Below are 12,626 nucleotides of genomic sequence, written 5' to 3'. Positions count from 1 at the left end.
TTGTAACTTTTTTGTAGTACGCTTAGCCAAAATTTTATTCGACGCTTAATATTTAGGGCAGGTTTGCTGGCTGTGCTTTTAAAAATCTGGACATTTCACAAAATAAAGTTAACAATTTATCGATGATTAAATTCTAAAATAATGAAGAGTCTTATGAAGCCTAAAATACTCTCAGTGCGTGATCAGATAGCAGATGTTTTACGCTCAGACATTATATCCGGTGAGCTTGCGCCAAACACAAAGTTAAACGAGATACAGCTTGCAGAGCGCTTCGGTGTTTCAAGAGGTCCCATTCGAGATGTGATACTCAAACTGACAAAAGAAGGCCTTTTAATTAGTAAAAATAACGTTGGTGCGTCGGTAAACAACCCACTGCCAGCGGCCCTTCAAAAACTCAGTATTGATATGCGAAAAAAGATTGAGGAGTTTGCTGCCAAAGAAATTATTGGCCTTATATCCAAAGAGCAACTTGCAGAAATGGATAAGCTTATTGCCATTATGCAAGAACATTTTGAGAAACAAGAATATACTGAGCTCACTAAGGCTGACATAGCTTTTCACCAGTACTTTGTAGAGCTTGCTGGTGGAGAAGACCTACTTAATTTATGGTACCCCATCGTTATCCGTATGCGCATGAACTATCAGCGTATCAAAACCTCAGATAAGCTCGTTGAAGAGCATAGAGATATCGTTGATGCGTTTAAGAATGGAGACGTAAAACAAGCTGTCGCGGCAATTCGGAAAAATATCAAATAACGCTACGCTTACTCCTTTAAAGTCATGAATCTAAAGTGTCGTTTTAGGCACTTTAGTTCGCCCAACTCATGTCTCTATATATATCAGTCTTTCTTTTCCTTATCCTTTTTTGTAACACTTGACATTTTGTTAACAATTAACGTAAAACAATAATGCCGTTTTGGCACCTGCTTAACTGCGTTTTCTTGTTTCCGCGGGCCTTATGAGTTTTTAAATTGAAGGTACTTCTATGAAAAAACTGTTTATTTGGATACATTTTGCATTCTGCCTAAGTGTTTCATCCTTTTGTTTAGCCCAAGAAATACAACCAAATATTCTACTCATTGTTTCTGATGATGCTGGCTATAGTGATTTAGGAAGCTTTGGCGGCGAAATAGAAACCCCAAATTTAGATGCACTAGCAGCTAACGGCCTAAAGCTTTCGCGGTTTTACAGTAACGCAAGATGCAGTCCAACTAGGGCATCACTCCTAACGGGTGTAGAAGCAGCTCACGTGGGTTTCGGCGGTGGCGTTGTCGGGGACTGGGAACGGGAGTTACCTTTTCCAGCACACCGCGCACGCTTAAAGTATGAACAACCTTTAATATCAGAGCTACTTCTTGATTCCGACTATCAAACAATGATGGTAGGTAAATGGCATTTAGGTGGAAGCTACATTAAACAGCACCAAGAAGAAATGGTACCTAAGTGGAAAGCTGTCCACCCTCCACAAATGGCACTAACCGCTCAAGAAATGGAATTAGACTATTTGGCACTGCCGCCACAACGAGGGTTTGAAAAAAGCTTTGTATTTCACGGTGCACAAGGAAATCTATTTTATCAGCCTGGCCTTCCACATCCCTATTACCACAACAACGAACCAGCCGAGCTCAAATACAAACAGCAATATGATATGCGATGCTATAGCGACACCGACTATGGCAGGAAGCATTACTCAGCCTGTGATGGCAAGAAAGGTATAGCATTTTATGCAACCGATGGCATTACGGATGAGGCTATCTCGATGCTAAAGCAAACAACAATAAAAGATAAACCGTTTTTCATGTACGTTGCTTACCGAGCACCACATAAACCGCTTCAAGCACCAAAAGAACTTGTCGATAAGTACAAGAAAAAATACTCGGATCTGACCAGTATCGCTAAAGGCCGACACAAGCGACTTGTTTCTCTTGGATTGTTTCCCAAAGACGCAGAAGCGAGAGATACAAATGCATTTTACAATAATATGCCAGCAGAGAAATATAAACAGTATGTTGAAAAAGCGTCTTTCCACGCAGCTATGATGGAAAAATTAGATGACAACGTGGGGCGACTTGTTTCCCAACTAGAGGAAGCGGGTCAGTTGGATAAAACGTTAATTGTTTACCTTTCAGACAACGGCGCAGCTTCTCACATAGGCGACCTTATGAATCAGCCCTATGCTGGAGTAAAAGCGCTGCTTTGGGAAGGTGGGGCGAGAACTCACGCCATATTACATTGGACCAACACAATACAGCCAGGCTCATTGTCTCACGACACAGTATGGGTAGGCGATCTATTCTCTACCTTTATTGAGCTTAGCGGGGCGGAGTTTCCTCAAATATTTCGCGGCAATACTCCTCGCCCGCCCGATGGACGAAGTATCGTCCCTCTACTTAAAGGTAAGCAATTACCCCCTCCTATTGAGTTATATAACAATGATAAGGGACAGCAAAGTGTACTGTATAAAGGTAAGTGGAAGCTTCTTATTGAGCCCGGTTGGTATTTACAAACGCTCGCAAAACCAGGTGTAGCTATTGAGCTATATGATATTGAGAACGACCCTGGGGAGGTGAACAATGTTGCGGACATGCACCCTGAATTAGTGAAGCGCTTAACAACAATGGCTGAAGAATGGAAGAGCAGAAACAAGATTATAGATTACAGGCACATTATCAAAATTAAGCCTAATGACCCGTATTAAACCTCTAACTTAAAGGTACTAAGACATGCGAGTAGCCTACTTGTTACCCTTTTTTTTCGTACATTCCGTCTCAGCTAAGGATTGGGATGCTTACCCAGTACCAGTGGATGCAGGTGAAGGAATGAAATGGCAACTTCATCCGTTATCAGATGACTTTAACTATGACGCACCCGCTGAAAACAAAGGACATAGCTTCGCTGAGCGCTGGTATGAAGGATTTATCAATAGCTGGAAAGGACCTAGTCGTACAGAATGGCATCCACACCAGTCTTTTGTAAAGGACGGTAAATTGCAACTTTCTGCCAGTCGAAAACGTTTATCGCAGAAAATAATGATGGGAAGTATCACATCTCATGATTCGCTAACTTACCCACTCTATGTTGAAGTAAAAGCTAAGATAATGAATCAAGTATTAGCGTCAGACTTTTGGCTTTTGAGTAAGGACTCCACCCAAGAAATTGATATTCTTGAAGCATATGGTGGAGATCAGCCGGACAATAAGTGGTTTGCAGAACGACTTCACTTAAGCCATCACGTTTTCATAAGAGAGCCGTTTGCAGATTACCAGCCAAAGTCCGAAGACACATGGTATTACAACGGCACTACGTTTAGAGATGAGTTTGTCAGAGTTGGAGTGTATTGGCGCGATCCTTGGCACCTAGAGTATTTCGTTAATGGCAAAAAAGTAAAGGTCTCGTCTGGTAAAGATGTTATCGATCCGCACAACTATACAGACGGCAAAGGACTGAATAAACCTATGCAAGCCATCTTTAATTTGGAGGACCAGGACTGGCGAACGTCACAAGGATTAACACCGACGAACAAGGAACTGGACGACAAAACTCGCGGTAACTATCTTGTCGATTGGGTGCGTTTTTACAAGCCTGTTCCCGCTGAATAATCTAAATGAGCGGTAATCTAAAATTGAATCTGGCACCGTTATCCAAATAGGAAGGGTCACCTGTGCTAGCTCAGTCTCGCTATGCAATTAACACCCTATCCCTTCAGGAAGGGCAGACAATCTAATATCACCAAGAACAATTTCCATTTTTCCCTCTGTCGACAGCTGCATTATTGAGGTGATTTTACTAAAGTTGACACTTCCACCATTAAAACATTTGAGTGGAATTGGTACAGTAACCCATTCTTTTTTAGGAAGCTTTTTTAAAACATTCTTTAAAGGAAATGACGCTCTCTGCTTCCAGTTCCATTCACTTTCTATCGTCCAATCCACCAGCTCTTTAGGCGGGCTCAATACCATAATGTCTAACGCGATTGCAGCATTCTCTTTTACCGATGATAAATCAATAAATCCACCAGTATTGGTAAGGGTAGCAGTGAGAATATTCTTATCTATTCCACCCCATTCGGTTTTAATATCTTTCGGTTTCCATTTTAACTGAATCGCATCATTTCCATTTTTTCCCTCCACGGCCCTTAACACTAAGCTATTTCTAACTGTAGACGCGTAACCGTTCTCATCAATGCTGTTTTTCCCATAGTTTAAACTTAATTCCCAAGGCGATCTCACTAGACCTTCATGAAAGTAATGGATGTTAGGGTCCGTTTCATTTTGCTTTCCAAATGCACTATTGGAAACCAACAGGACAACTACTAAAGAACACCAACGTGTCAACATTTTACTGCTTCCTTATCTAATTTATTACTTGAAACTTTTCGCGGATTATTAGAATATCTCAAACTAATTTTGTTAACAATATACAGATATTATGTTAACACGAAATCTATTATTAAAAATATGAAGAGTTCTATGAACACAAGTGTGATGAAGGTAACGATATTAGGCGGAGGAACCGCAGGTTGGATGGCCGCTGCCCTCCTTTCTAAAACATTCCGTAGTATCGAAATTACCCTAGTGGAATCAGAAGACATAGGTACCATTGGTGTAGGTGAAGCAACTATCCCCAGCCTTCACTTCTTCAATGATATTATGCATATACGGTCTACCGAGTTTGCCAAGGCAACAGCGGGGACATTTAAACTCGGCATACAGTTTGAGAATTGGAAAGCAAAGGGTGAACACTATTTTCACGGATTCGGCACTACCGGCGCTGGTATGTGGGCGGCTGGCTTTCACGAGTATTGGAAGCGTGGGCTTTCATTGGGAATTAGTCAACCTTTCGGCGCTTATAATTTAGAAGGCGTAGCAGCTAAACAAGGCAAGTTTGCTCATGTACAAGGGGGGCCCAATTTTGCCTACCATCTTGATGCAGGCCTTTTTGCTCAAAAACTACGAATAGAGGCACAAAAGCTAGGTGTTAGACGCATTGAAGGTAAAGTCTCAAGTGTTGCAAAAAGCGAAGAAAATGGATATTTAACACATCTGGTATTAGAGACAGGAGAGCTTATTAGTGGTGATTTGTTCATTGATTGCTCTGGCTTTGCAGGATTACTAATTAAAGGCGCACTGGATACGCCTTATGTTGATTGGTCTCATTACCTCCCGATGAATAGAGCAATACCACTCCAAACTAGCCTTACTTCGCCTCCTGCCCCCTACACTCGCGCAATAGCACATGAAGCAGGGTGGCAATGGCGAATTCCCTTACAGCAAAGAATGGGTAATGGAATTGTGTATTGTGATGATTACTTATCAGACGATGAAGCACTCAAACGATTGATTAATGATGTTGAGGGCGAAATATTAACAGAGCCCCGTGTAATAAAGTTTGTAACTGGACATCGGGAAAAACTTTGGACTAAAAATTGTATAGCGCTAGGCCTAGCTGGGGGATTCATCGAGCCTCTAGAGTCTACCGCTATTCACCTCATTCAGCAGGGATTGATGCAACTGATTAAGTATTTTCCAGCTAATGGGGTCAACCCATTGGAGGTTGATTTATACAATGACTACATGCTGAACGATTATCGCGACATTCGTGATTTTATCGTTCTACATTACTGTCAAACCGAGCGTGATGACTCGGATTTCTGGCGTTACTGTAAAAACCTCACTCTGCCTGAGTCGCTTTCACACAGGATGAAGTTGTTTTCAGAGACAGGGCGATTTGTACAGCGAAAAGAGGAAATATTTTCCGACTCGTGGCTACAAGTAATGATCGGACAGGGACTTATTCCCCTACAACACCACCCTCTTGCAGATGAAATGAGCGAGCAAGATTTAGCTCAGTTTCTCAAGGCTACTGAATCGACCATTATGGAACAAGTGAACAAATTGCCTTCCCACGAAGAATACATTCGCCGTTTTTGCTTATATCAATACTAAAAAATTCCCGCGACAATTGCTCGCGGGAATCTATTCAATATTGCTAATTCACTGGCTTTTTCAAACCACTGCACCCAAACTATATCTAACACTTTTCCAATTTCTCTATCCATCGCCAACGTCATCGCTGCTAATGTTTGTCGACGTGGCGGTAATTGTTGAAATTTTGCTAAGTCTTCAGGCTCTGCTTCCATGGGAGTGTGAACCGCGGTTAATTAGAGCATAAGAAAAAACGGGCCTTGCTGCCGATTAATGACTCATACAGCTTGGAATATAATTTTCTTCATAACTTGAACGCTGCTGGTATTTTCCCGTGTATAAGCCGGCTCGCGATGGGCCACATACAGCCGCCGTTGTATATGCCTGAGTAAACTTCATTCCTTGAGCTGCTAATTTATCTAAGTTAGGGGTTTTCATTTGGGTGCTGCCTTGAAAACCAAAATCAGCATACCCTGCGTCATCTGCGAGAATAAATAGAATATTGGGCTTTTTGTTCGAATCCTGGCCCGCAGCGCTGAAAATAGACCAAAAAGCTAACAATAAAAAAAATAGCTGTATTTCATAATAAAGTGCCAAATTTTGCGTGATTAAAGCTCCTAAAAAAAACTCCAGCTAATTGCTGGAGTTTTAAAGAACGAGTAATCGAAACGTTAAGGAATGCGAACAACCGTCAAGTTATCAATAATGTATTGTGCATTATCGCCATTTATCATGACGTGCATCATGACGTTTTCACTATCCCAATCGGTCACAGTGCCAAAGCCCTCAAAATGAGATGACTCATCAGCAATGCTGTGTACAGTACCATATTCCGGACCGTTCCATACCGTACTGAATTTTGAGAACTCTAGCTCATTGTCCGAATTTTCAAAGACAAACTCAAAGGTATAAGCGCCAGCATCATTGATATTGGAATCCGCACCTGAAGCCTGGTTTTCAGCGTAATTAAGATATTGCACATCATAAGATATGCGATATTTAGCGCCCGATGTTAACGCACCTTTAGAGACAGGAAAGCTTAGAGTTACCCCTTGCGCTGCATCCGTCGTATCGACGTAAAGCACATGGTTATCAGGATTATTTTCGTCAACACGTACTTCGACAACTCCTCCACCGCTCGTGTTGACCACGTAATCATTGTCTTCGAAATTACCAGGGCTATTTGATAGGACATCGACACCCTCTATGTTGTCATAACGAGTAAAATTAAAGTCGTCGAACACGGGCATGCCGTCATTACCTAACCATGCGCTCATCACAAATAGACGAAGCTGGTCAGCAATGTCTATGGGCGTTTCGCCATCACCATTTGGCGTTGCCAAATAGCCAGACTCAGTGTCGAATTCAACTAACAAAGGTCGCCACGACCCATCTGCTGGATGTTCAGGACGTACTCCCCCCCAGAAATTATGAGAACCATTGGGGTCGTTGTTTATAACAATATAAGGCGATGCCTCACCAGCTCCTACGAAAGCGTTGTAACTCAAATAATACTTCGCACCAACCTCTAAATCTGGAAACGATGCAGCTGTTACAGCGTAATAACAGGGAGCTCCCATCATTTGAAACGATGCATCTCCATTTGCAACAATTGAGGTAGTTATTGCTGCTCCAGGGTCACACCATGTCACTTCAAAACCTGCACCACCATTTTCAAAGCCTACATCCATTCCATTCTTTGCAAGTAGGTTAGACTCTACGCCATTTACACGAATAGCCAATTCCCTCTCACCATCAGAAACATTTCCTTTATCGTCAGAAACTTTCATCGTAAATACGAAGTCTTTGAATCCATTCGGACTTATTTCGTCAAGAAAAGCATTAGGGTTAAAGTAAAGAATGTTATCAATAACACGCCCCTCAAATGAATTCTCGTAGGCCACACCGTCTAACTTGACATCGCTTATAACAATAGCATCACCTTCTCGCTCTTCAATCTCCTTCGCGAGGTCGACTTCGAGCATTCCATCAGTTTCCAAAATATCTTCCGTTAAGAAATAGTTAAGAACCAGTGGCGCACCAGCGATATCTTGTACTCCAAGTACGTTAACATATAACGCTCGTTCCAGATCAAACCTATGATCGCTAACCGTATAAGTATATTTGAACGTAACCTTTTGTCCGTCTGGAATGCTGTCTTCTACGGCAGATATATCAACCTCTATATTAGTACCGTTAATAGTCACAGGTAAATCGTATTCATTCATTGAGTCGGCAACAAGATTACTGATTGTAAGTGGCTCATTGTCTGCGTCAGTAACATCACTTAAGCCATTAATAACTCCTATCCCGGAATCTTTAGTAAAATTAGCCGTTAAATCGTTCGCAATCTCAGGAGCGAAGTCTTCACCCACAAACGTAATTGTTGCTATTCGTGGCGTTTTGTTCTTTCCATCAGAAATATTAAACGTCACTACAGCAATATGTGTTTCCCCTGTATCCAAATTAGGCGCTACAGCAGAGGGGCGAATGCCGAGTTTATTTCCATTTTGCTCAATACCCGCATTCATAATTTCATCAGCTCGAGGTCCTGATACAGAAATAGAAAGATCAGTCACCGTCATGTAGTTTCCATCGGCATCTGTTGCTACTCCCGGACCTGTACGAGACCCAGTAGGCGTTCCTAAAAGCTCGATAAACTGCAAGTCATCTTTCTCATGCACGGTAAGGGCAATATCTCCACCGTGAACAGGGGCTGCTGTATTAACTTGTTCGGGCGGCGTAAAGTCATCATCACTTCCTCCACCGCAACCATATAGCGCTGTCAGTACAGTCAGTCCGATCAAGCTGTAACGTTTTTTAAATGTTTTCATAACCGTTTTACCATTAATCTGTGATATTTCGTGCGGTAGGCTAGACATAAGCAGTAACTACCACACTCTACTCAAACTTAATTACCTATTAGAAACGCACTCTGACACCAAGACGATAAGTTGAACCTACCTTATATTTGGTATAAGTCCGGTGGGTTGGCGCATCCCCGTCAAGTGGATTGCCTTCCTCTAACGCAACGAAATCGTAGCCAGCAGCATTATCTGCAGCTTGTCTAACCACATTTAACGTCCTGCTTGTGAAGTAAGTTCTAAAGGCTTCGTCAGTCAAATTAATCGCTTGGAAGGTAACGGTTACATCTTCGTTAACTTGATAAGAGGCAGAAAGATCTAATGTATTGCGGCCTTCATTCCAAATTGAACCTTGGTTCCAACTGCGTCCATACTGACCGTTCGCCCAGTCTTTGCCGACAAGTGAATCTGTCATTCCTTGGAAGCTTAAGCGTATTTGATGACCTTTATGCTCCCAAAACGCAGTAAAGTTATAGCTATGTTCCGGCGTATCTGCGACGGGATAAGAAGGTAATAAAAGATTAGGGTTTATTGAGGAGTACTCTGACTCATATTCACTTTGTTGATAAGTGTAGTTCGCAGAAACACCGAAACCGCCTACCCACTCTGGTGCATCTAAAAGCTCAGGTAAGAAATCATAAGTCTGCACATACCCAATTTCGATCCCTTCAATTTCAGCATCTTTCGCATTGACGGTTTTTGTTACCGTCATGTTTGCACAGTTATCACGGGGATCACCAGAAAACGTAGTAGGGTCGCCAGGTTGATAGGCAAACTCTGTCGTTGCAATTATAGGGTGACAGTCTGCTAATGCGGAATCATCTCCGGTATCGACTAAAATTAAGTCATCACCACTTTCAGGGGCATTTGCAGGGTCTCTGACGCTGTTAACAAAAGAAAGCGTTGTTTCACGGTCAGTAAAGTTTGACATATCCTTTCTAAAATAAGCCAAACTTAGTAAACCAGTGTCACTAAAATACCACTCTAACGACAAATCTAGGTTATTGGATTCTAGTGGCTCAAGCTGTGTGTTGTACATATCAACTCGACCAACATTAAGATTTCCACTTCCCCAATAACTTCCTTCAGTGACTTTATAACCAGGACGTAATAAATCGATTTCTGGACGTGTCATTGTTTTGGAAACCGAGAAACGACCAATAAGTTCGTCAGAAAACGCATAGTTAACATTTAAACTTGGCAGAATATTTTCGTAGCGGTGAGTTTTGAACGCTGGTGTAGATGCAACTTCTCTGTTCTCGACAGAACCCCATGAATAGTTAGTATTAACACCGTTCTCTTCTCCATTCCATTGAGGCAAATTATCCCATCCATAAGTACGACTAGTACTGACACTGGCGTAACGCCACATGCTTTGCCATAACAAATTATACTCGTTTAATGTAGGAGCTGGTCCCTCCCCCATTCTGAAAGCGTTTAGTGCATCCGCATAATCAGCAAACGCAGTATCATGACAAGGTCCAACATTTTCTATTCTTACCCAAGTAGAAGGGTCTGGCCCTGCACTGGTGTCCCAACCCAAACCATCAACCCGTTGATACTTTAGCTCGTAGTCTTGGGCTATCCCATCAGCACCAAGGTTTAGTGTTGGACACTCGGGAAGTGACCGGTCTGCAAGGTTGCTCAATGTATGGCGGTCAATTTCACGCTGCAAATCTGAGCCATTTTGTTCAAAATAGCGCATACCAGAAAAGCCAGCAGCTTCGACTTCAGTTTCTACGTACCTTACGCCAATATCACCAGTTAACCTGCCATCTAATAAATCGAAGTTTGCTTTCAGGTAGAAAGCTTTAGTATCAAGGTCTGTTTCACGAGAGGCTGTATCGTCCACATTTCGGATAACATCCCCATCACCGAGTACCAGAGCTTTTGCCGCCTCAACATCTATTGGTGTCCAGCCGACTGTCGCCCCTTCTCTGGCATAACCCAAACTTTCCATAAAATCATCGTAGGGAATAGGGTTTCCAGCGATTATATCTCCACGGATATCAATCAACGACCCTCCTAGCTCTACCAACGTTTCACCAGTAACTGGATCTGTGATAACTTCGGACGCTTGGAGAGATTGGAAAGTGTAAGCTTGATCATCGACCTTTTTATTCCGCGAAGTTACTTTTGCACCGAATTCAAGTGTGGTTATCCCAAACTTATCTAAATCGAAATCAAAATCTATTTGTGCGTTTGAGATACTGTCTTCTACAGTTACATCATTTTCACCAATATAGCCAAGGTGGAACGACGTTACGTCTTGCGGATTAAATCCAGTAAAGGCGATGTTGTCTTCTGCTCCTGGCACTCGTGCTCCAGTTTCATCTGTGTATGCATAAAGGTTTTCGCCAAGGTCAACGAAGGTATCTCCGTAAACCATACGACAAGTATTACCTCCTCCAGTACAGTCAACACCGACAGGCTGGATATTTTCACCCGCATCCCATAGCAATCGCGCTGGAACCTGATAAAAATTTTCCATGACAGTATAGGCATTAGGCAAACTATTAGACTTACTTGATGAATGCCCTATTAGTGATTCGACTCTTAAACTGTCAGATAATTCACGTTTGTAGTTTAATGTTGCACTGAAGTTTTCGTTTTCAGTTCCGCCATCATTTCGAACAATATTGCCGTTTCCGTATCGATTTAAGCGTTTCGTCATATCATAAGTAGATGTATCGACTTGTATCCAATCAATTGGATCGCTAGACGGGTTTGGAGGCCTTACAAAACTTGTTGGAGTAACACCTTCGACCCAATTTGGATTGTTTGCAAAACTCTTTGCTTGAATCGCATCAAACGTTCTCACGAGCTCCTGTTTACTATAGGTTGCATCGAACATAAGTTCTGATACATCATCAGGAAGGAATTGTATCCCCAACGACCCACCATAACGGTTGCTTTCATTTTGATGAAGTTCATAACTTGCCAATGAAGGTTCAATTGCTTTTACCCCTGATATGACATTGCCATTCTGATCTATGGCTTGCGCATATTCTTGTGACTCAACGAAATTCCCTGCGTTATATTGATCTTTTCGATAAGCATTAGTTTCATCATAAAGCGTGAGCGCTACGCCTAAATTGTTATCAAAGAATTTTTCAGAAAATGCGAATTGAAGTTTGTGGTTTTCTTCATCAGCAAAGTCGTTATATCTACCTTGTACCGTAAAAGAGCGTACACCTTCAGCTTGATTAAGCGGTCTTACCGTCACTAAATTAACAGATGCACCCAATGAGCCTTCATCGTGATCGGCACTTGGGGTTTTTACCACTTCCAATTTAGATAAAATATCAGCTGAAAAAGAGCTTAAATCCACAGCTTGAGAAAAGTCGGTAGACGTTAATGCCTGACCATTCAGTGTAATCGCATTTTGATTAGCATCAGCACCACGAACGGTTATTTGCGTTCCTTCACCATCGTTGTTTACAACTGTAACACCTGTCACGCGGCCTAGCGCATCAGCGATATTTTGGTCGGTAGATTTACCAATATCTTCTGCATTGATTGTATCCCTAACGCCAGAAGCAAAACGCTTATCATTTAGTGACTTTTTCAAGCTTCCTTTATAGCCAGATACTTCGATAACTTCTACTTGTTCGTCTTTAGACTTTTCTTCGTCTTCACCAGTATTTTCTTGCCCTATGGCGTTGCAACTCAAAGCCGTAAGGACAGCAAGACTAACGCCGCTTAAATGAAATCGTTGTTTTTTGACGGTCATATCCCAGTGCTCCCGCTCAATGAATGTGTGGATTTTAGCTACTTCAAAAATGTTATTATTTTGTAAAGGCAATGACATAATGAACACAATCAATAATCATGTCAA

At 42.0% G+C, this 12,626-nt stretch carries 9 protein-coding genes; 4 read left to right on the top strand and 5 right to left on the bottom strand.

Annotation, left to right across the window (positions count from 1 at the left end):
* The first annotated feature begins 153 nt into the window (after nucleotides 1-153).
* The 3 genes from JN178_RS08550 to JN178_RS08540 all read left to right on the top strand — a co-directional run bounded on the left by JN178_RS08550 (nucleotide 154) and on the right by JN178_RS08540 (nucleotide 3,599).
* Nucleotides 154-756 (top strand): GntR family transcriptional regulator, encoded by a 603-nt coding sequence (locus JN178_RS08550; RefSeq protein WP_232369732.1) that lies wholly within the window; start codon nucleotides 154-156, stop codon nucleotides 754-756.
* Between the two features lie 229 nt (nucleotides 757-985).
* Nucleotides 986-2,698: a sulfatase-like hydrolase/transferase gene (locus tag JN178_RS08545; protein WP_202265283.1), complete on the top strand. Its 1,713-nt coding sequence runs from the start codon at nucleotides 986-988 to the stop codon at nucleotides 2,696-2,698.
* Between the two features lie 25 nt (nucleotides 2,699-2,723).
* Nucleotides 2,724-3,599 carry a beta-agarase gene (locus tag JN178_RS08540; protein WP_202265281.1) on the top strand — a complete coding sequence of 292 codons (876 nt, stop codon included), beginning with the start codon at nucleotides 2,724-2,726 and terminating at the stop codon, nucleotides 3,597-3,599.
* A gap of 87 nt (nucleotides 3,600-3,686) precedes the next feature.
* Here the strand turns inward: JN178_RS08540 and JN178_RS08535 are convergent, their stop codons facing one another.
* On the bottom strand, nucleotides 3,687-4,337 hold the full coding sequence (locus tag JN178_RS08535; RefSeq protein ID WP_202265279.1) for a putative glycoside hydrolase: 651 nt from the start codon (nucleotides 4,335-4,337) through the stop codon (nucleotides 3,687-3,689).
* Nucleotides 4,338-4,469: 132 nt separating this feature from the next.
* Between JN178_RS08535 and JN178_RS08530 the strand changes: the two genes are divergently transcribed.
* A complete protein-coding gene (locus JN178_RS08530) occupies nucleotides 4,470-5,945 on the top strand; it encodes a tryptophan halogenase family protein (protein ID WP_202265277.1) in 1,476 nt (491 codons plus the stop codon).
* Here the strand turns inward: JN178_RS08530 and JN178_RS20285 are convergent.
* The 4 genes from JN178_RS20285 to JN178_RS08515 form a co-directional block, all read right to left on the bottom strand.
* Nucleotides 5,942-6,139 (bottom strand): hypothetical protein, encoded by a 198-nt coding sequence (locus tag JN178_RS20285; RefSeq protein WP_332460853.1) that lies wholly within the window; start codon nucleotides 6,137-6,139, stop codon nucleotides 5,942-5,944. The two genes, JN178_RS08530 and JN178_RS20285, sit on opposite strands and share 4 nt — an antisense overlap.
* A gap of 55 nt (nucleotides 6,140-6,194) precedes the next feature.
* Nucleotides 6,195-6,521, bottom strand: a complete 327-nt coding sequence (locus JN178_RS20280) for a sulfatase family protein (RefSeq protein WP_332460852.1) — start codon at nucleotides 6,519-6,521, stop codon at nucleotides 6,195-6,197.
* A gap of 74 nt (nucleotides 6,522-6,595) precedes the next feature.
* Complete coding sequence (locus tag JN178_RS08520; protein ID WP_202265275.1) at nucleotides 6,596-8,758, bottom strand: hypothetical protein; 2,163 nt, start codon at nucleotides 8,756-8,758, stop codon at nucleotides 6,596-6,598.
* A gap of 88 nt (nucleotides 8,759-8,846) precedes the next feature.
* Entirely contained in the window at nucleotides 8,847-12,521 is a 3,675-nt protein-coding gene (locus JN178_RS08515) for a TonB-dependent receptor (RefSeq protein WP_202265273.1), read from the bottom strand.
* Nucleotides 12,522-12,626 lie beyond the last annotated feature (105 nt).

It is taken from the genome of Alteromonas sp. KC3 (assembly GCF_016756315.1).
GTDB lineage: Bacteria > Pseudomonadota > Gammaproteobacteria > Enterobacterales > Alteromonadaceae > Alteromonas.
The sequence above is the reverse complement of the archived record's forward strand: the minus strand, read 5'-3'. Positions and strand labels throughout refer to the sequence as shown.